Annotated in this window: 19 protein-coding genes and 1 pseudogene; 10 read left to right on the top strand and 10 right to left on the bottom strand. The window is 59.1% G+C overall.

The features are described 5' to 3' along the window. The first annotated feature begins 154 nt into the window (after positions 1-154). Positions 155-2053 carry a 3-dehydroshikimate dehydratase QuiC gene (gene quiC, locus AC07XF_RS25755; protein ID WP_495028749.1) on the top strand — a complete coding sequence of 633 codons (1899 nt, stop codon included), beginning with the start codon at positions 155-157 and terminating at the stop codon, positions 2051-2053. Positions 2054-2155: 102 nt separating this feature from the next. Continuing rightward, positions 2156-2833: a TetR/AcrR family transcriptional regulator gene (locus AC07XF_RS25750; RefSeq protein ID WP_495028748.1), complete on the top strand. Its 678-nt coding sequence runs from the start codon at positions 2156-2158 to the stop codon at positions 2831-2833. Between the two features lie 98 nt (positions 2834-2931). On the opposite strand, the gene AC07XF_RS25745 is transcribed toward AC07XF_RS25750, so the two are convergent. The 3 genes from AC07XF_RS25745 to AC07XF_RS25735 form a co-directional block, all read right to left on the bottom strand. Next, positions 2932-3786 (bottom strand): shikimate dehydrogenase, encoded by an 855-nt coding sequence (locus tag AC07XF_RS25745; RefSeq protein WP_495028747.1) that lies wholly within the window; start codon positions 3784-3786, stop codon positions 2932-2934. A gap of 5 nt (positions 3787-3791) precedes the next feature. Then, positions 3792-4232: a type II 3-dehydroquinate dehydratase gene (aroQ, locus tag AC07XF_RS25740; protein ID WP_007990916.1), complete on the bottom strand. Its 441-nt coding sequence runs from the start codon at positions 4230-4232 to the stop codon at positions 3792-3794. 140 nt (positions 4233-4372) lie between these two features. After that, positions 4373-5284: a LysR family transcriptional regulator gene (locus tag AC07XF_RS25735; RefSeq protein ID WP_495028746.1), complete on the bottom strand. Its 912-nt coding sequence runs from the start codon at positions 5282-5284 to the stop codon at positions 4373-4375. 225 nt (positions 5285-5509) lie between these two features. On the opposite strand from AC07XF_RS25735, the pseudogene AC07XF_RS25730 reads away from it, so the two are divergent. Both AC07XF_RS25730 and AC07XF_RS25725 read left to right on the top strand, forming a co-directional pair. Then, a pseudogene (locus AC07XF_RS25730) lies at positions 5510-5608 on the top strand (DUF4160 domain-containing protein); the annotation flags it as partial. Between the two features lie 8 nt (positions 5609-5616). Beyond that, positions 5617-6063, top strand: a complete 447-nt coding sequence (locus AC07XF_RS25725; RefSeq protein ID WP_495028745.1) for a DUF2442 domain-containing protein — start codon at positions 5617-5619, stop codon at positions 6061-6063. A 54-nt stretch (positions 6064-6117) separates the two neighbouring features. Here the strand turns inward: AC07XF_RS25725 and trmA are convergent, their stop codons facing one another. Both trmA and AC07XF_RS25715 read right to left on the bottom strand, forming a co-directional pair. Then, entirely contained in the window at positions 6118-7197 is a 1080-nt protein-coding gene (gene trmA, locus AC07XF_RS25720; RefSeq protein ID WP_495028744.1) for a tRNA (uridine(54)-C5)-methyltransferase TrmA, read from the bottom strand. Further along, on the bottom strand, positions 7194-8489 hold the full coding sequence (locus AC07XF_RS25715) for an NCS2 family permease (RefSeq protein ID WP_046041744.1): 1296 nt from the start codon (positions 8487-8489) through the stop codon (positions 7194-7196). The genes trmA and AC07XF_RS25715 overlap by 4 nt, the downstream gene beginning before the upstream one ends. Positions 8490-8712: 223 nt before the next feature. Between AC07XF_RS25715 and AC07XF_RS25710 the strand changes: the two genes are divergently transcribed. Next, the gene (locus AC07XF_RS25710) at positions 8713-9159 is read left to right on the top strand and encodes a DUF4879 domain-containing protein (RefSeq protein ID WP_495028743.1); all 447 of its coding nucleotides are present in this window, start codon (positions 8713-8715) and stop codon (positions 9157-9159) included. A gap of 68 nt (positions 9160-9227) precedes the next feature. Beyond that, positions 9228-9779 carry a DJ-1 family glyoxalase III gene (locus AC07XF_RS25705; protein WP_495028742.1) on the top strand — a complete coding sequence of 184 codons (552 nt, stop codon included), beginning with the start codon at positions 9228-9230 and terminating at the stop codon, positions 9777-9779. 5 nt (positions 9780-9784) lie between these two features. On the opposite strand, the gene AC07XF_RS25700 is transcribed toward AC07XF_RS25705, so the two are convergent. From AC07XF_RS25700 to AC07XF_RS25690, 3 genes are all read right to left on the bottom strand, one after another. Then, entirely contained in the window at positions 9785-10072 is a 288-nt protein-coding gene (locus AC07XF_RS25700) for a HigA family addiction module antitoxin (protein ID WP_495028741.1), read from the bottom strand. 13 nt (positions 10073-10085) lie between these two features. Next, positions 10086-10364 carry a type II toxin-antitoxin system RelE/ParE family toxin gene (locus AC07XF_RS25695; RefSeq protein WP_495028740.1) on the bottom strand — a complete coding sequence of 93 codons (279 nt, stop codon included), beginning with the start codon at positions 10362-10364 and terminating at the stop codon, positions 10086-10088. A gap of 84 nt (positions 10365-10448) precedes the next feature. Then, on the bottom strand, positions 10449-11687 hold the full coding sequence (locus AC07XF_RS25690) for an MFS transporter (RefSeq protein ID WP_495028739.1): 1239 nt from the start codon (positions 11685-11687) through the stop codon (positions 10449-10451). A gap of 485 nt (positions 11688-12172) precedes the next feature. Here AC07XF_RS25690 and AC07XF_RS25685 point away from each other — a divergent pair, with 485 nt between their 5' ends. From AC07XF_RS25685 to AC07XF_RS25675, 3 genes are all read left to right on the top strand, one after another. Beyond that, the gene (locus AC07XF_RS25685) at positions 12173-13609 is read left to right on the top strand and encodes a cytochrome ubiquinol oxidase subunit I (protein WP_495028738.1); all 1437 of its coding nucleotides are present in this window, start codon (positions 12173-12175) and stop codon (positions 13607-13609) included. Positions 13610-13612: 3 nt separating this feature from the next. Further along, positions 13613-14620 (top strand): cytochrome d ubiquinol oxidase subunit II, encoded by a 1008-nt coding sequence (gene cydB, locus AC07XF_RS25680; protein ID WP_495028737.1) that lies wholly within the window; start codon positions 13613-13615, stop codon positions 14618-14620. An 85-nt stretch (positions 14621-14705) separates the two neighbouring features. Next, a complete protein-coding gene (locus AC07XF_RS25675) occupies positions 14706-14873 on the top strand; it encodes a DUF2474 domain-containing protein (protein WP_495028736.1) in 168 nt (55 codons plus the stop codon). A gap of 64 nt (positions 14874-14937) precedes the next feature. Here AC07XF_RS25675 and AC07XF_RS25670 read toward each other — a convergent pair whose 3' ends face one another. Beyond that, positions 14938-16062: a methyltransferase gene (locus AC07XF_RS25670; RefSeq protein WP_495028735.1), complete on the bottom strand. Its 1125-nt coding sequence runs from the start codon at positions 16060-16062 to the stop codon at positions 14938-14940. 175 nt (positions 16063-16237) lie between these two features. Further along, complete coding sequence (locus tag AC07XF_RS25665) at positions 16238-16951, bottom strand: helix-turn-helix transcriptional regulator (protein WP_495028734.1); 714 nt, start codon at positions 16949-16951, stop codon at positions 16238-16240. Between the two features lie 303 nt (positions 16952-17254). On the opposite strand from AC07XF_RS25665, the gene AC07XF_RS25660 reads away from it, so the two are divergent. Beyond that, positions 17255-18031, top strand: coding sequence for a ferredoxin--NADP reductase (locus tag AC07XF_RS25660; protein WP_495028733.1), 777 nt, complete (start codon positions 17255-17257; stop codon positions 18029-18031). Positions 18032-18143: the final 112 nt, after the last annotated feature.

Genomic DNA, 18143 nt, shown 5'->3' with positions numbered 1-18143 from the left:
TCGCCAACCACCATTGTGTTCGATAATCGAACACAAAACTAACCGGGTAGTACACTTTGAATTGCCCAATGGAAAACTCGGCTCAATAATCCGCTCACTCTTTTAAAAGCGGCGCAAATTCCCTGTAGCCGAAGCCTCCACCGGGAGCCGAAATATGCAGCGTTCCATTGCCACCGTGTCCTTGAGCGGTACCCTGCCGGAAAAACTCGAAGCCATTGCCGCCGCGGGATTCGACGGTGTCGAGATTTTCGAGAACGACCTTCTCTACTACGACGGCAGCCCGCGGGAAATTAAACAGATGTGCGCCGATCTCGGGATCGCCATCACCCTGTTTCAACCGTTCCGCGATTTCGAAGGCTGCCGCCGCGATCGGTTGTCACGCAACCTGGAGCGAGCCGAACGCAAGTTCGACCTGATGCAGGAGTTGGGCACAGACCTGGTGCTGGTGTGCAGCAACGCCTCGGCCGAATCCATCGGTGATGAACAGATTCTGGTCGACGACTTGCGGCTGCTGGCCGAGCACGCCGGGGCACGTGGTCTACGCATCGGTTACGAAGCGCTGGCCTGGGGCCGGCATGTGAACACGTATCAACAGGTGTGGAACATCGTGCGTCAGGCCGATCACCCAAGCCTTGGCGTGTTGCTGGACAGCTTTCACACCTTGTCGCTCAAGGGCGATCCAGAAGCTATCGCCGAGATTCCCGGCGACAAGATCTTCTTCGTGCAAATGGCTGACGCGCCGATCCTGGCGATGGACGTGCTCGAGTGGAGCCGGCATTTTCGCTGCTTCCCGGGCCAGGGGGAATTCGATCTGCCGGGGTTCCTTGCGCCGATCATCAAGAGCGGGTACACCGGGCCATTGTCGCTGGAAATCTTCAATGATGGTTTCCGCGCCGCACCGCCACGGGCCAACGCCGCCGACGGTTTGCGCTCGTTGTTGTACCTGGAAGAGAAAACCCGCGAGCGTCTGGCGCAGCAAGACAAGCCTGCGGCCAACCCCGGGATTCTGTTCGAAACGCCCAAGGCCAGCGAGTACAGCGGCATTGAGTTTCTGGAGTTTGCCGTGGACGAAAGCCTCGGCGCCAAGCTCTCCCATTGGCTGGAGCGGTTGGGTTTCGTCAAGGCCGGGCAACATCGTTCCAAGAGCGTCAGCCTGATGCGCCAGGGCGATATCAACCTGATACTCAACTCCGAACCGTACTCCTTCGGCCACAGCTTTTTCGAGGCCCACGGCCCTTCGTTGTGCGCCACCGCCGTGCGGGTCAAGGACAGCGCGAGCGCACTGGCCCGTGCCGTGGCCTACAAGGGCCAGCCGTATCGCGGACTGGTCGGCCCCAACGAACTGGAGCTGGCGGCGGTGCGCGCGCCGGATGGCAGCCTGATTTATCTGGTGGACCAGCACGCCGATGTTTATGGCACTGACTTCAATCTGTACCCGGCGGAGGCCGGCGGCGGTCTCAAGCGCATCGACCACATGGCCATGGCGCTGCCGGCCGACAGCCTCGACAGCTGGGTGCTGTTCTATAAGAGCCTGCTGGATTTCGAGGCGGACGATGAAGTCGTGCTGCCGGATCCTTATGGTCTGGTCAAGAGCCGTGCCTTGCGCAGCCGCGACAGTTCTATCCGCTTGCCGCTGAACATTTCCGAGAACCGTAACACCGCGATCTCACACGCGCTGTCGAGTTATCGCGGCTCCGGTGTGCATCACATCGCGTTTGATTGTGATGACATTTTTGCCCAGGTCAGCCGTGCAAAAGAGGCGGGCGTGCCGCTGTTGGATATCCCGCTCAACTACTACGATGACCTGGCGGCGCGGTTCGATTTCGACGACGAGTTCCTCAGCGAATTGGCTTACTACAACGTGTTGTACGACCGCGACGCCCAGGGCGGTGAACTGTTTCATGTGTACACCGAGCCGTTCGAGGGGCGATTCTTCTTTGAGATCATCCAGCGTAAAAACGCTTATGCCGGTTACGGTGCGGCCAACGTCGCGGTACGGCTGGCGGCCATGGCCAAATCCCGTAGCGGCGCAGTGCGCCAGGCGAAGTTGTAGGAAATTCGTAAACGCTGGATTAAACGTGGGCCGCGCGGCTTCCTTCACCGTGTCGCGCAGCCCATAATCGCCAGCCTGTGCAGTGATGGCCGTGAGCCCGCAATGACAATGAACTCAGAACTCCCCGCAGCCTCCGTCGAACCGGGTGTCGAGCCGCGCAAGAGTCGCAAGAACAACCCGGAAAAGACCCGCGAAAACATCCTGCAGGAAGCGATTGTCGAATTCGTCCAGCAAGGGCTTTCCGGTGCTCGCGTCGATGCCATCGCCGAGCGCATCCACACCTCCAAGCGCATGATCTATTACTACTTCGGCAGCAAGGAGCAGCTTTACGTCGAGGTTCTGGAAAAGCTTTACGGCGACATTCGCAGCACGGAAAACCGCTTGCACCTGGTCGAACTGGCGCCGGTGGAAGCGATCCGGCGTCTGGTGGAATTCACTTTCGATCACCATGACCGCAACGTCGATTTCGTGCGCATCGTCAGTATCGAGAACATTCACAACGCCGAGTACGTGAAGCGCTCCGATGCGATCAAGGCGATGAACAACACTATCCTCGACTCACTGGGCGAGATTCTGCGTCGCGGCGCCGAGCAAGGGCTGTTCCGTGCCGGTCTTGATCCGCTGGATGTGCATCTGTTGATCAGTTCGTTCTGCTTCTATCGCGTCTCGAACCGCCACACGTTTGGTGAGATTTTTCAGATCGACCTGCCGGACGAACGCATCAAACAGCGTCATCGCGAGATGATTTGCGAGTCGGTGCTGCGCTACCTGCAGGCCTGATACACCGCGTCGCCTGTAGGAGCTGGCTTGCCAGCGAAGGCGGCTCACCTGACACACCGCATTGTCTGGTTCGCCAGCAAGCCGGCTCCTACGGGTCGTCAACCATTCATGCTCTGGAAATGCTCAAGCATCCGTTGGGCATCCGGCACCACGCCGCTGAACAATTCGAACGCCTTCACCGCCTGAAACACCGCCATGTTGCCGCCGTCCAGTGTCCGGCAACCCAGTGCGCGGGCGTTTCGCAGCAATTCGGTTTCCAGCGGGAAGTAGACGATTTCCGCCACCCACAATTCGGCCCGCAGCAGCTCGACCGGCACTGGCATGCCTGGCAGTTTTTTCATGCCCATCGGCGTGGTGTTCACCAGGCCGTCAGCCTGGGCCATAGCGCTGGGCAGGTCATACCCGGCCACCGCTCGAGCTACGTCGAAATGCTGATTGAGATTGTCAGCCAAATCCTGGGCGCGACGGATGTCCACGTCAAAAATGCTCAGCTGTTGTACGCCTTCGCTCAACAACGCGTGGGCCACCGCCGCACCTGCACCGCCGGCGCCCATTTGTACGACACGTTCAACGGCAACGTCCTTCAAGCCTCGGCGAAACCCTTCGGCAAAGCCCAGGCAATCGGTGTTGTGGCCGATGCGTTTGCCATCCTTGAGCACCACCGTGTTGACCGCGCCGATACCGCGGGCCTCCGGCGAGAGTTCGTCGAGCAGCGGGATGATCGCCTGCTTGCATGGAAAGGTGATGTTCAGTCCGGTGAAGTTCATCCGCTCGGCAGCCATCAACAGGTCGGGCAGGGCGTTGCTGTCGAGTTTCAACTGATCAAGATCAATCAGGCGATAGAGGTAGCGCAGCCCCTGGGCATCGCCTTCGTGTTCGTGCAGCGCTGGAGTGCGGGAAGCCTGGATGCCGGCGCCGATCAGCCCGGCCAGTATCACGTGGTTCTGAGTCACGGCGATCACCCCTTCAAACGTTGACTGAAATGCTCCAGCGCCAGGCGATAGCCGTGGCTGCCGAAACCTGCCAGTACGGCGGTGGCAATGCCTGAAACGAAGGAATGGTGGCGGAAGGATTCGCGAGCGTGGACGTTGGACAGGTGGACTTCGATCACCGGCAGTTCGCTGGCGACCAGGGCATCGCGGATCGCAACGGAGGTGTGGGTCCACGCGGCAGGATTGATGACGATCCCGGCGCAGCGACCGCGGGCGGCGTGAATCCAGTCGAGCAATTCGCCTTCATGGTTGGTCTGGCGAAACTCCACTGCCAGGCCGAATTCTTCGGCGGCACGTCCGCACAGGGCCGAAATGTCTGCCAGGGTTTCGTGGCCGTAAGTCGCCGGCTCACGGGTGCCGAGCAGGTTCAGGTTCGGGCCGTTAAGCACCAGAACGATAGGGGACATCGAAATCTCTCCACTTATTGTTTTTGGAATCGGCCGAGGGTTTCAGCCTGTGGAGATAAATTGTACTAACTGGTTAATTCGGTCAATTGAAGTGAAGGCACCCTGGCTGTTTGTGGGCGGTGATCGGACACTTTCGCAGGTCAGCGCGGCAGGTGCTCCACGAGGAAATCGATAAACGCCCTCAAGCGCAGCGGCACATGACGACTTTGCGGGTACAGCAAGGTAAACGGCCGCGAGCGCCCACCATAGGGCTTGAGCACTTCCACTAGCGAACCGTCGGCCAGTTCCTTTTCAACGATAAAACGATAGGTCTGAAACAACCCCGCCCCATGTTTGGCCAGGGTCACACCGCCCAGTACATCGTCGGAACAACTGAGGCTGCCCTCGGCCAGAATCTCTCGAGGCACGCCTTCTTCGTTGAACAACCAGGCAATCCGCCGGCCGCTGCTGGGCAGTTCGTACTGAATGCATTCGTGGTTCTGGAGGTCGTCGAGAGTTTGCGGAATGCCGGCCCGCTTCAGGTAGTCGGGGCTTGCAATCATCACCAGGGCGGCATCTTCCAACTGTCGGGCAATCAGGCCGGAATCCGGGATGGCTCGCACACGGATAGCCATGTCATAGCCTTCACCGACGAAATCGATGTTGCGATTGCTGATGTGCGACTCGACCTTCACCGCCGGATATCGCGCGCGGAACTCGGGCAACAGCGGCAGGATTCGATGATGTGCGTAAGTGGTCGGAATACTGATGCGCAGGGTGCCGGACGGCACTTGTTGCTGGCCCATGACCTCGCGCTGGGCCTCGACCAGTTGCGCAAGGGCCTGGCGACACTCTTCGTGATAACGGCGACCACTGTCGGTCAACTTCACACTACGCGTGGTGCGCGCGAACAGGCGCACGCCCAGGCGTTCTTCCATGCGCGACACCGAGCGGCTCACCGCGGCTGGCGTCACACCCGCCACCAGCGCAGCGGCGGTAAAGCTGCCAGCCTCGGCCGCGAGACAAAACAGCTCGATGCTGCCCAACTGAAGATCGTCGAATTGTCGCTGCATGATTGATGACACCGGGGATCAAATGAAGAAACTGGATCAGTATTTATCAGGTGCCAGCGTCGTAATGAAAGGATTTCTTACCATTTCGCGTGGTGTTCCGCAGGCCCGGGAAGCGCCCGGACGCTAGCCTGAGGACGGGAGAAAGATTCGACTGCCAATGCCAGCGGTCGGATTTTCCAGGGAATGCCGGATCCTCGGATTCATAAACCTAACTGATGGGTTAGCATGAAGGTATGCAGTTACAAAGGACTGTCGGTAGTGATCATGTTGCGAGACGAGCATTGTCCACCTCATGCGCATGTGGAGGCGGGTACTTGGAGTGCGGTCGAGTTATGAAAACGATAAAAGCCAAGATTCAGGCCGATAACCCCATAACGGAACGTAGCCTGGACAAAGCCATTGGACGTGGCGAATTACGTAGAAAAAACAGCCTGCAAGCGACAGCAGTTACCTACCTGGCCCCCTGTCTAGCTGTCAGCTTCGAAGACGGCAGCGGCGTATTGTTGCCCGTGGCCAACTATCCGGAGTTCGATGATTTTGAGGGTGAGGATTTCGCCAGCCTGACTGTCGGCTACGCGGGTACTGCACTGCGCCATGACGGCAAGGACCTGCATATATCTATCGCCGGGATGATTTCTGCGAGCAAGCCGCTGATGGACATGGCGGCCTCGGTCGTTGCTTCGCGCAATGGTCGCCAGAGTAGCGCCGCAAAGTCTGAAGCCGCGCGGGCCAACGGCAGGAAAGGCGGGCGCCCGCGCAAGGTCGATGTTGTCTTGTAAGTGCCCACAAAAAAGCCGTCGTGAAGACGGCTTTTTTGTGCCTGGCAATAGCCATCAACGCCGGGTCAACAACACCCCGGATTCCATGTGATGGGTCCACGGGAACTGGTCGAACATTGCGCATCGGGTGATGCGGTGGGTGTCGTGCAGTTGGGCGATGTTGGCTGCCAGGGTTTCCGGATTGCAGGAGATGTACAGGATGTTGTCGAAGCGCCGGGTCAGCTCGCAGGTGTCCGGGTCCATGCCGGCGCGAGGCGGGTCGACGAACACGCTGCCGAACTCGTAGCTCTTGAGGTCGATGCCGTGCAGGCGACGGAACGGACGTACTTCATTCAGGGCTTCAGTCAACTCTTCGGCGGACAAACGCACCAGGGTGACGTTATTCACAGCGTTTTCGCTCAGGTTGCTCAATGCTGCATTGACTGAGGTCTTGCTTATTTCAGTGGCCAGCACTTTGCGTACGCGGGTGGCGAGCGGCAGGGTGAAGTTGCCGTTACCGCAATACAACTCCAGCAAATCATCGGAGCGATCCCCGAGCGCATCGTATGCCCAGTTGAGCATCTTCTGGTTCACGGTGCCGTTAGGCTGGGTGAACGCGCCTTCCGGCTGGCGGTAGCTGAAGGTGCGGCCGCCGACGTCCAGTTGTTCGACCACGTAATCGTGGCCTATGACTTCGCGTTTGCCCTTGGAGCGGCCAATGACGCTGACATTCAGGTCGGTCGCCAGTTTTGAAGCCGCGGCGTGCCAATGCTCGTCCAGCGGGCGGTGATAACACAGGGTGATCATCGCATCGCCGGCCAGGGTGGTCAGGAACTCGACCTGAAACAGCTTGTGACTCAGGGCTGCGCTGGCTTGCCATGCAGCCTTTAGCTGCGGCATCAACTGGTTGATGCGCAGGCTGGCAATCGGGAACTCTTCGATCAGGATTGGCGTGCGCTTGTCTTCCTGGGAAAACATCGCGTAATGACGCTCGCCGGCTTCGCGCCACAGGCGGAACTCGGCGCGCAGGCGGAAGTTTTGCAGCGGTGAATCGAAAACGGCTGGCTCGGGCGCATCGAACGGGGTCAGCAGGTCACGCAAACGCTGGACCTTGGCTTCGAGCTGAACGGCGTAGGCCTGGGAATCGAAAGTCATGCGTTGAACCAACCCAGCTTGATCACGAACAGAATCGACAGGATTACCAGCGCCGGGTTCAGCTCACGGCCACGACCGGACATCAGCTTGATGGCGGTCCAGGAAATGAAACCGAAGGCGATGCCATTGGCGATGGAATAAGTGAACGGCATCGCCAGCGCGGTGATCACCACTGGCGCGGCAACGGTGATGTCGTCCCAGTCTATTTCGGCCAGGCCGGATGTCATCAGCACGGCGACGAACAGCAGGGCCGGTGCGGTGGCGAAGGCTGGAACACTGGCGGCCAGTGGCGAGAAGAACAACGCCAGCAGGAACAGGATCGCGACGACGACGGCGGTCAGGCCGGTGCGGCCACCGGCACTCACGCCGGCGGCGGATTCGATGTAGCTGGTGGTGGTCGAGGTGCCCAGGAGGGAACCGGCCATGGCTGCGGTGCTGTCGGCGATCAGCGCGCGACCCATTTTCGGCATATGGCCGTCCTTGCCCATCAGGCCGGCGCGCTTGGCGACGCCAATCAGGGTGCCGGAGTTATCGAACAGGTCGACGAACAGGAAGGCGAAGATCACGCTGACCAGACCAATGTCCAGCGCGCCCTTGATGTCCAGTTGCAGGAAGGTCGGGGCCAGCGATGGTGGCATCGACATCACGCCGCCGAATGGAGTGAAGCCCATCACGATCGAAACGATGGTCACCACCAGAATGCCGATCAGCACTGCGCCGCGCACGGCAAGGGCTTCAAGCGCGACGATCAGGGCAAAACCGAGGGTGGCGAGGATTGGCGCCGGTTGCTTCAGGTCGCCGAGGCCGACCATGGTCGCCGGGTTGCTGACCACGATACCGGCGTTGTGCAGGGCAATCAGCGCCAGGAACAGGCCGATACCCGCGGCAATCGCCGAGCGCAGCGGCAGCGGGATGCTGTTGATGATCCATTCACGGATGCGGAAGATCGACAGCAGGAAGAAGCACACCGCCGAGATGAACACCGCGCCCAGTGCCACTTGCCAGGTGTGGCCCATGTGCAGGACCACGGTGTAGGTGAAGAAGGCGTTCAGGCCCATGCCCGGCGCGAGGGCGATCGGGTAGTTGGCGATCAGGCCCATGGTCGTGGAGCCGATGGCGGCTGCCAGGCAGGTGGCGACGAATACCGCGCCCTTGTCCATGCCGGTCTCGCCGAGGATGCTCGGGTTGACGAACAGAATGTAGGCCATGGCCAAAAAGGTCGTGACGCCCGCCAGAATCTCGGTCCGCACGTTGGTGTTGTGTGCCTTGAGTTGAAACAGCCTTTCCAGCATGTCTGCTCCCCGTGGCGCGCCGGGCGCCGTGAATGTATCGACCTCAACAGCAAAGCACAGGCAGCAGAACGCGCCTGGAAATTACTGTGGGCCGGAAAAAGCCGCGCATCATACCAGTAGCTTGGGAATATGGCTGCTTATGGCGGTGATCGTCGTCGATGTTTTGCGACAAAGCCAAGTGCGCCATACTGCGTGCTGGTTTTTTGGGGTGGATGGGTCCTGCATGAAAAAGCGTCTGGTTGCCGCCTTCGCAGTATGGATGGCGTTGTTTCTCGGGGCTCAAACGGCCGTGGCGGCCTCGGCTGCGCCACTGACGCAATTGAAAGTACTCAAAGTCGCATCGCCGTCCTGCGGTGTCGAGAACATCGACGAAGGGCAAACCCGGACGCGCTGCGATCACAATGGTCCGAACATCACGGTGTACGTGCTGGAAGTGGGTTACGGGCGTGAGGCCCATGTCGCCCTCGACGGTTTCGAGGTGAACGGAACACGGACGCCGGTTTGCGCGTTCAAGAACGGCAACCTGACCAGCTGCACCCCCGGGGAAAAAACCGTCGGCTATTTGTATGCCCTTGATCTGGCGGGCAAGCAGGAAGGCACTCTGACCTTCAGCAATACCTCGATCAACGCACCCGGCAACACGATGTCGACGCAGCTTTACATCAAGTAACCGCAAGCCTCGAACAAGGGGCAGGAAAGCTGACTACGCTTAAAAGATCACTCAGCGGACAATACCTGATGACCTTTAGAGCATTGATTGCCCTCGCCGAGGGCACCGACGACCTGCAAACCGTGACCCTGATCGACGTGTTGCGCCGCGCCAAAATAGAAGTGGTGGTGGCCAGCATCGAGGGGCGGCGCATGCTCACCTGCGCCCGTGGCACTCGCCTGACCAGCGATGCAATGCTGGTGGATTTGCTGGCGCAACCGTTCGACCTGATTGCCCTGCCGGGTGGTGCCGTGGGCTCGCAGCACTTGGCAGCACATCAACCTCTGCAACAATTGATCAAGGATCAGGCGGCCGCCGGTCGCCTGTTTGCCGGTATCGCCGAATCACCCGCTGTGGCGCTGCAAGCCTTTGGCGTTTTGCGTCAACGGCGCATGACCTGTCTGCCATCGGCCAGCCATCAACTGTTGGGCTGTAACTTCGTCGATCAACCGGTAGTGGTCGATGGCAACTGCATCACCGCCCAGGGCTCGGCTGCCGCATTGGCATTTGCCCTGGCGCTGGTGGAACAGCTTTGCGGTAAAGCCACTCGTATGGCAGTGGCGGGGGAGTTGTTGGTTTAGAAGGCTCAGGCGTGCGTGGCGATAGGTTTGATATTCGGCTGTTCACGCTGTTCCGCTTGCCAGAGATCGTAATCAGTCTGGACCCCAAGCCATATCCGCGCTTTACCGATTCCAGCCCTTTCCAGTCGCACTGCCAGGTCCGGGCTGATCGGTGCATGGCCGTGTAGGACCCGGGAAAGATGCGGGCGAGCAAAACCCAAATGGCGGGCCAACTCAGCGACGCTGATACCCAACCCGGGTAACACATCCAATAATAGTGTTTCACCAGGGTGAGGCGGGTTGTGCAAGGGCATGTCCTGCCTCCTGTCAGTGGTAGTCCAGATAGTCGACCAGTTCGATATCGGAACCGATAAAACGAAAAACAATACGCCAGTTCCCTGAAACGCTCAGTGACCAGTAATTGAGCAACTCACCCTTGAGCGGGTGTAAGCGCAATCCCGGAAGGTCGAGGTCGCCAGGTGCAGTCGCGCGGTCCATAAACTGCAACATCCGCGACAGACGCTTCGCATGATCTGCACGAATCCCACGAGTCGAACCTGTTTCATAGAAGCCCCGAAGGCCCTTGTGCTGAAAGGGTTTGATCATGGGGCGAGTGTAAGGCGATACATTACACTTTATGCGTTAACTATGTATTGCACCTTGTCGGTCAATTTGTGCCTGAGAGCTGTTTCAGGCTTTCGCCTCTTCCTTCGGCATATGCATGCGATCGCGGCTGGCCAGGGTCGGGAACAGTTTGACCCACACCCCGGTCACCACCAGCGTGCCGATCCCGCCCATGACCACGGCTGGCACGGTGCCGAACCAGTGGGCGGTCAGGCCTGATTCGAATTCACCCAACTGGTTCGAAGCACCTATGAACAAGCCGTTTACGGCGCTGACCCGGCCGCGCATTTCGTCCGGGGTTTCCAGTTGTACGAAAGACGCGCGAATGACCATGCTGATCATGTCTGCCGCGCCCAATACCACCAGCACTGCCAGGGAAAACCAGAACGAGGTCGACAGGCCGAAGGCAATGGTTGCCACGCCGAAGATGCCCACGGCGGTAAACATCACCCGCCCGACATTACGTTCCACGGCAAAACGCGCCAGGAACAGCGACATCAACAGCGCGCCCACCGCCGGTGCCGAGCGCAACAGGCCGAGACCCCATGGGCCGGTCAGCAGAATGTCCTTGGCGAACACCGGCAGCAACGCCGTCGCTCCACCCAACAGCACCGCAAACAGATCGAGGGAGATCGCCCCGAGTATGTCCGGACGACTGCGGATAAAGCGAATGCCCGCGAGCAGTGAATCCAGCGTGGCCTTGCCCTTGTTCAGCGGCGTCTGCCGGGCCGGCAGGTTGAGCATCAGCGAACAGGCGATGACATACAGCAGCACCGTCGGGCCATACACCCAGACGCTGCCGAAGGCGTAGAGCAAACCGCCGAGGGCCGGGGCGACGATGGTGGCCGATTGCTGGGCCGATTGGGCGGCGGCCACCGCGCGGGGAAACAGCGCGCTGGGCACGATGCTTGGCAGCAGGGCTTGGGTGGTCGGCATTTCAAAGGAGCGAGCGGCACCGAGCAGGAATGCGAGGATAAAGATCATTTCCCGGGTGACATGGTCGGTCGCGCTGCCAATGGCCAGCGACAGGGCGATCAATGCCTGCAAGGACTGGCAGATTGCCGCGACCTTGCGCCGGTCATAGCGGTCGGCGACGTGCCCGGTGTGCAGCATGAACAGCACGCGCGGGGCGAACTCGACCAGGCCAACCAGACCCAGGTCGAGCACGTTGCCGGTCAATTGATACAGGTTCCAGCCGATGGCCACGGTGAGCATCTGGAAGCCGCTGGCGGTAAATACCCGGGCCAGCCAGAACGCAAGAAAAGGGCGATGGTGACGTAACAGCAAGGGCTCTTGGCTGGGCATTTGCGGGAAAATCTGGGGGGAGGGGAAAGGCGAGGTTATCACCAACCTGTAACAGGGAGTTGCCATGACAAAAAAATTAGTTAGCTAGATACCTATCTTGGGAGCACAGGAAGCACTGTGGGAGCGGGCTTGCCCGCGAAGAGGGCGGTACATACGACATAAGATATCGACTGACACTCCGCTTTCGCGAGCAAGCCCGCTCCCACAGGAAATGTATTTCAGTTCGTGACCAAGGCCATGAGGCAACTTGTCACGCGGCAATAGACCACGCGGGTTATCCCCGAAAATGGGACTACTCTTTCAACGTTGATTGATCCAGATCAAAACCCACAAAAGGAATTGATCCGGCGGCCGCAAGGCCAGACTCCCTGCGTTGTGATGCGTGCAAAAAAAGAACAAACAGAGATTCGCCACACTCCATATCCGTGGGGGCCGTGGGTGCAGGCTTCCAGCCAGCAGCCGTACTACCTGACAGAGGAAGACTTATGTTCGGTTTAGAGGCACTTGATCTCGCCCGAATTCAGTTCGCGTTCACCATCTCGTTCCACATCCTGTTTCCGGCCATCACCATCGGTCTGGCGAGCTACCTGGCGGTACTCGAAGGCCTGTGGCTGAAAACCCATAACGACACCTACCGTGACCTCTACCATTTCTGGTCGAAGATCTTTGCCGTCAACTTCGGCATGGGGGTGGTTTCCGGCCTGGTGATGGCTTATCAGTTCGGCACCAACTGGAGTCGCTTCTCCGACTTCGCCGGTTCCGTGACGGGGCCGTTGCTGACCTATGAAGTGCTCACGGCATTCTTCCTCGAAGCCGGATTCCTCGGCGTCATGCTGTTCGGCTGGAACAAGGTCGGGCGCAAGCTGCACTACTTTGCCACGGTCATGGTCGCCATCGGCACACTGATCTCGACGTTCTGGATCCTGGCCTCCAACAGCTGGATGCAGACCCCGCAGGGTTTCGAAATCGTCAATGGCCAAGTGATTCCAACCGACTGGCTGGCGGTGATCTTCAACCCGTCGTTCCCGTACCGCCTGATGCACATGGCCACGGCGGCGTTCGTGGCGACGGCGTTCTTCGTCGGCTCCTCGGCGGCCTGGCATTTGCTGCGCGGCAAGGACAACCCGGCGATTCGCAAAATGTTATCGATGGCCATGTGGATGGCCCTGATCGTCGCACCGATCCAGGCAGTCATCGGTGACTTCCACGGCCTCAATACCCTTGAACATCAACCGGCAAAAATCGCCGCGATCGAGGGACACTGGGAAAACAAAGGTAATGAGGCGACTCCACTGATCCTGTTCGGCTGGCCGGACATGAAGGAGGAGAAAACCAAATTCGCCGTCGAAATCCCGTACCTGGGTAGCCTGATCCTCACGCACTCGCTGGACAAACAGGTGCCGGCGCTCAAGGAGTTCCCACCTGAAGACCGGCCGAATTCGACCATTGTGTTCTGGTCGTTCCGGATCATGGTTGGCCTGGGCATGCTGATGATTTTCACCGGTTTGTGGAGCCTGTGGCTGCGCAAGCGCGACACGCTCTACACCTCGCGGCCGTTCCTGTACCTGGCGTTGTGGATGGGGCCGTCCGGCCTGATCGCAATCCTCGCCGGCTGGTTCACCACGGAAATCGGCCGTCAGCCGTGGGTGGTCTACGGCTTGATGCGTACGGCGGATGCGTCGTCCAACCATAGCTTCATGCAGATGAGCATCACCCTGATCCTGTTTGTCGTGGTCTATTTCGCGCTGTTTGGCGCCGGTCTTGGCTACATGATGCGCCTGGTGCGCAAGGGGCCGAAAACCGACGAAGGCAAAGAAACCAACGACGGTGGTCCAGGCCAGAAACGCACACCGGCCCGTCCGCTGTCCGCAGCCGACGACGATCACGCCGATGCCGGCCACAGCCTGACCAAGGAGATTTGAATCATGGGTATTGATCTTCCGCTGATCTGGGCCGTGATCATCATCTTCGGCATCATGATGTACGTGGTCATGGACGGTTTCGACCTGGGCATCGGCATTCTCTTCCCGTTCATTCCGGGCAAGACCGATCGCGATGTGATGATGAACACCGTCGCCCCGGTCTGGGACGGCAACGAAACCTGGCTGGTGTTGGGGGGCGCGGCGTTGTTCGGCGCGTTTCCGCTGGCCTATTCGGTGGTGCTCTCGGCGTTGTACCTGCCGCTGATCCTGATGTTGATCGGGTTGATTTTTCGCGGTGTGGCCTTCGAGTTCCGCTTCAAGGCCCGGGACGACAAGCGCCACCTGTGGGACAAGGCGTTCATCGGGGGATCGGTCACTGCGACGTTCTTCCAGGGGGTTGCGCTCGGTGCGTTCATCGATGGGCTGCCGGTGGTCAATCGGCAGTTCGCCGGTGGTTCACTGGACTGGCTGACACCGTTCACGATGTTCTGTGGTGCGGCGCTGGTGGTGGCGTATGCGTTGCTCGGCTGCACCTGGCTGATCATGAAGACCGAAGGCAAGTTGCAGGAACAGATGCATGACCTGGCGCGGCCATTGGCCTTCGTGCTGCTGGCGGTGATCGGCGTCGTCAGCATCTGGACCCCGCTGGCCCACGCAGAAATCGCCGCACGTTGGTTCACCATGCCGAATCTGTTCTGGTTCATGCCGGTGCCGATTCTGGTGCTGGTGACGATGTACGGCCTGATCCGCGCCGTGGCCCGCAATGCGCATTACACGCCGTTCCTGCTGACACTGGTGCTGATCTTCCTGGGTTACAGCGGGTTGGGCATCAGCTTGTGGCCGAACATCATCCCGCCGTCGATCTCGATCTGGGATGCCGCCGCGCCGCCGCAAAGCCAGGGCTTCATGCTGGTGGGCACGCTGTTCATCATCCCGTTCATCCTGGGCTACACCTTCTGGAGCTACTACGTGTTCCGCGGCAAGGTCACCCACGAAGACGGTTACCACTAGCCCTCAGCACCACGAACCTGTAGGAGCGAGCTTGCTCGCGATGGCGTCGGAAGCGACGCCATTTATCTGGAGGAGGATTGAAGCAATGAGCAGCAAACATTCCCTGCACGACATTGAAGAAACCGAAAAAAAACCGCTGTGGCAGCGGCTCGGTTGGCTGGCCCTGATTTGGGTTGGCAGCGTGGGCGCCTTGTTCATCGTCGCCAGCCTGATGCGCCTGTTCATGAACGCGGCGGGCCTGACCACGCACTGACATCCCTCCCGTGGCCTCAAGGCACGGTTTTATAACCCTCCTGCCGGAGGGTTTTTTTTGCTTGTTATTTGCGTGCCTTGAGGATCACGAATTTCGGATTGGCCGCCACTTGCTCGACGCCACGGAACAACCGCGCCAGCTTGCTGTGATAACCCAGGTGACGATTGCCGACGATGTACAGCGCGCCGCCCACGACCAGCGCTTCGCGCGCCTGCTGGAACATCCGCCAGGCCAGGAAGTCGCCCACGACTTGTTGCTGGTGAAACGGTGGATTGCACAGCACGACGTCAAGCGATTGCGGTTCCTGGCCGGCCAGGCCATCGCCGGCACGCACGATCACTTCCCGCCCGGCCAACGCAGCGCGCCAGTTTTCGGCGGCCGATTGCACGGCCATGAATGATTCGTCCACCAGCGTGTAGTGAGCGTCGGGGTTTTGCAGGGCGCTGGCGATTGCCAGAACGCCATTGCCGCAACCGAGATCGGCGACCCGCGCCGAACCGAGGTTTTTCGGCAGGTGTGGCAAAAACGCCCGGGTGCCGATGTCCAGGCCTTCGCGACAAAACACGTTCGCGTGGTTGATCAGTTCGATGGCCGGTTCATCGAGCTGATAGCGGGTCGGGTAGGGGGATATGGCGGGCACTTTGGTTTCAGCGATTGCAATCAACAAGCGGGCCTTCTTCACCGCCAGCGAGGCTTGCACCGGGCCGATGTAACGCTCCAGCAAATCCCCCGCCGCCCGGGGCAGATGCTTGATCATGGCCGCGGCAACCACTTGGGCGCCGGGTGCCAGTTGGCCTTGCAGGCGGATCAGTTGTTCTTCCAGCAACGCCAGGGTTTTCGGTACGCGGATGAGTACCCGGTCGAACGGTCCGACAGGGACCTCGCTGGCGGGTACGCTCGGCACCGCATCAAACGCCAGGCCGTTGCGCACCAGATTCTTTTCCAGTCCCTGGAAGGCCAGGAACGAGTCGCCGCTGCTGACCACCTGCACCTTGCCCGCGAGGCTGGCCGCCAACGCACCGAAACTGTCATTGAGCAGCAATACCCGAGTGTCCGACGCCGGTTGCTGTTCGGCCAGATGATTGAGCAGGTATTCATCGGCCGCGTCGAAAGCTTGCAGCGGTTCGTTCTGCTGTTCGGGCTGGCGGATCAGGTCGAGGCTGGCAAAGGGTGTTTCGAGCAAAGGCATGGGGCGGGGCTCTGGGTAATCAACGGATGTCCCGCTGCCCGAAGGCGTTGAAGCGGGCGGAGCCGTCCGAGTGTACTGCGTCGTGAAGGTCTACACGCCATCACTCAGGAGGGACCGCAAATGGTACGTTTTTTTTGATTGGATTACCCGCAGGTTTTCCCGGAACCGGGCGCTTTCAGATGGCTCCGGAGCGGGCCGCGGCGATGACTGCCGCAATCTTGTTGTTGACGCCGAGCTTCTCGATAGCCCTGTGCACATGAAAGTTGACGGTGCGTTCACTCAAATTGAGGATCCTGGAAATTTCATAGGCCGTCTTGCCATCGGCCGACAGTTTCAATACTTCGAGTTCCCGCCGTGACAAGGGAGGAGCGTGAGGACGAGCCGGTTTTTTCGGTTGCATCCCGATCGCCAGAGCGTGCAAGTGGCGACTGATGAACACCGAGAATCCAAGGTTCTCGTACAACTCATAGGCTGAAATCGGGCAATGGCTTCTGGCCAGGCTGAGAATACTGTGCAGGCCGGTTTCCTCATCAAAGATCGCTTGGGACCAGCCATGCTGCAAACCTTGTTGCTGCAGCAACTGCCATAGCCATGGCGCCATGGAAAAAAGCTCTTCGCTCCAGAGAACAGGTAGCATTGACTGATTGCAGTGAGCCACTACTGGATCTATTTGCGTAGCATTGTTTCTTTCATATTGAATGTTCCACTCATGCGGAAAATTGTTCAGGTTCACCGTATTGGTGTGGGTCCCGGCTGTGTTTGAAGTAATTGAAAAGCCACAAAATTTATATCCAAGGTTTCTAGCGAAGTTGAGCGCGATTCGATAGGCAGTATTGATATCTTGCGTGTGCGCCAATTGATTAAGCTGTGACTCCTTCCAGATCTCCATACAACGATCTCCATCAGCGTGTCTTCTGGGTGCGTGATTGGATCCGAGATCCGGCACGTCACGGAGTGTAGGACAGTTCTTACGGAGGTGGTGCGAAAATTTTGCTCTTTTGAGTGTTGGAAAAGTGTGGTTCAGGTTATTAGGAAATAGATGAGTTGTAAGATGCCATGCGCCATTTTATATGGGGGCTATTTCTCGTATTTAGTAATCAATAACTTGTGTGCTTAATGTCACTACAAAATGTCGGTGTTTACGCTGCTGTCTTTGCGGGACACTGGGGGTGTCTTTCGATTGGAGCCTTCCATGTCCGTCAGTGAAGAAAAATTTACTTGTCAAACCTTGCTCGAGGTTCAGCCGTTGACCCCGAACCTGTTTACCTTGCGTGCCACCCGGGATGCAGGGTTTCGTTTTCGAGCGGGGCAGTTTGCCCGGCTGGGTGTCACCAGGGCTGACGGCAGCACGGTATGGCGCGCCTACTCCATGGTGTCCTCGCCCTTTGACGAGTTCCTCGAATTTTTTTCCATTGTCGTACCGGGCGGTGAGTTCACCAGCGAACTCAGCCGCCTGGGTGTTGGCGATGCTTTGCTGGTCGACCGCCAGGCCTTCGGCTACCTGACACTGGACCGTTTTGTTGATGGGCGCGATCTGTGGTTGTTATCCACAGGCACGGGCGTGGCGCCGTTTCTGTCGATACTCCAGGACTTCGAAGTCTGGGAGAAGTTCGAGCGGATCATCCTGGTCTACAGCGTACGCGAGGCCCGGGAACTGGCTTATCAGGAATTGATCGCGGGGCTGGCGAAACTTGAGTATCTGGCGGAGTACGCACACAAACTGCAATTCATCGCCACAGTCACTCGTGAACAGCATCCTGGCGCATTGAACGGGCGGATCACCACGCTGATTGAAACCGGCGAATTGGAGCGCGAAGCGGGTGTTGCGCTGACGCCCGAACATTCACGGGTCATGCTGTGCGGCAATCCGCAGATGATCGATGACACGCGCAAGCTGCTCAAGCAGCGTGACATGCACTTGAGCCTCAGTCGGCGACCTGGCCAGGTGGCGGTGGAAAACTTCTGGTAAGAAAAACGGCGCCTCAAAGGCCTAATACCAGTCAATTAAGCGGTAATGCGATCTGTAGCAGCTGCCGAGCCCGCGAGGCTGCGTTCGGCTGCATAGCAGTCGTGAGTCCAGC

The organism is Pseudomonas sp. GW821-FHT01C01 (genome assembly GCF_059422645.1).
This window is presented reverse-complemented; position numbering and strand designations above follow the sequence as displayed.

What these genes read in the sequence shown, in the direction of transcription:
- quiC (WP_495028749.1), top strand. Translation starts at nt 155, where the DNA reads ATGCAGCGTTCCATTGCCACCGTGTCCTTGAGCGGTACCCTGCCGGAA.
- AC07XF_RS25750 (WP_495028748.1), top strand. Translation starts at nt 2,156, where the DNA reads ATGACAATGAACTCAGAACTCCCCGCAGCCTCCGTCGAACCGGGTGTC.
- aroQ (WP_007990916.1), bottom strand. Translation starts at nt 4,232, where the DNA reads ATGTCCCCTATCGTTCTGGTGCTTAACGGCCCGAACCTGAACCTGCTC.
- AC07XF_RS25735 (WP_495028746.1), bottom strand. Translation starts at nt 5,284, where the DNA reads ATGCAGCGACAATTCGACGATCTTCAGTTGGGCAGCATCGAGCTGTTT.
- AC07XF_RS25725 (WP_495028745.1), top strand. Translation starts at nt 5,617, where the DNA reads ATGAAAACGATAAAAGCCAAGATTCAGGCCGATAACCCCATAACGGAA.
- trmA (WP_495028744.1), bottom strand. Translation starts at nt 7,197, where the DNA reads ATGACTTTCGATTCCCAGGCCTACGCCGTTCAGCTCGAAGCCAAGGTC.
- AC07XF_RS25715 (WP_046041744.1), bottom strand. Translation starts at nt 8,489, where the DNA reads ATGCTGGAAAGGCTGTTTCAACTCAAGGCACACAACACCAACGTGCGG.
- AC07XF_RS25710 (WP_495028743.1), top strand. Translation starts at nt 8,713, where the DNA reads ATGAAAAAGCGTCTGGTTGCCGCCTTCGCAGTATGGATGGCGTTGTTT.
- AC07XF_RS25705 (WP_495028742.1), top strand. Translation starts at nt 9,228, where the DNA reads ATGACCTTTAGAGCATTGATTGCCCTCGCCGAGGGCACCGACGACCTG.
- AC07XF_RS25700 (WP_495028741.1), bottom strand. Translation starts at nt 10,072, where the DNA reads ATGCCCTTGCACAACCCGCCTCACCCTGGTGAAACACTATTATTGGAT.
- AC07XF_RS25695 (WP_495028740.1), bottom strand. Translation starts at nt 10,364, where the DNA reads ATGATCAAACCCTTTCAGCACAAGGGCCTTCGGGGCTTCTATGAAACA.
- AC07XF_RS25690 (WP_495028739.1), bottom strand. Translation starts at nt 11,687, where the DNA reads ATGCCCAGCCAAGAGCCCTTGCTGTTACGTCACCATCGCCCTTTTCTT.
- AC07XF_RS25685 (WP_495028738.1), top strand. Translation starts at nt 12,173, where the DNA reads ATGTTCGGTTTAGAGGCACTTGATCTCGCCCGAATTCAGTTCGCGTTC.
- cydB (WP_495028737.1), top strand. Translation starts at nt 13,613, where the DNA reads ATGGGTATTGATCTTCCGCTGATCTGGGCCGTGATCATCATCTTCGGC.
- AC07XF_RS25675 (WP_495028736.1), top strand. Translation starts at nt 14,706, where the DNA reads ATGAGCAGCAAACATTCCCTGCACGACATTGAAGAAACCGAAAAAAAA.
- AC07XF_RS25670 (WP_495028735.1), bottom strand. Translation starts at nt 16,062, where the DNA reads ATGCCTTTGCTCGAAACACCCTTTGCCAGCCTCGACCTGATCCGCCAG.
- AC07XF_RS25665 (WP_495028734.1), bottom strand. Translation starts at nt 16,951, where the DNA reads ATGGAGATCTGGAAGGAGTCACAGCTTAATCAATTGGCGCACACGCAA.
- AC07XF_RS25660 (WP_495028733.1), top strand. Translation starts at nt 17,255, where the DNA reads ATGTCCGTCAGTGAAGAAAAATTTACTTGTCAAACCTTGCTCGAGGTT.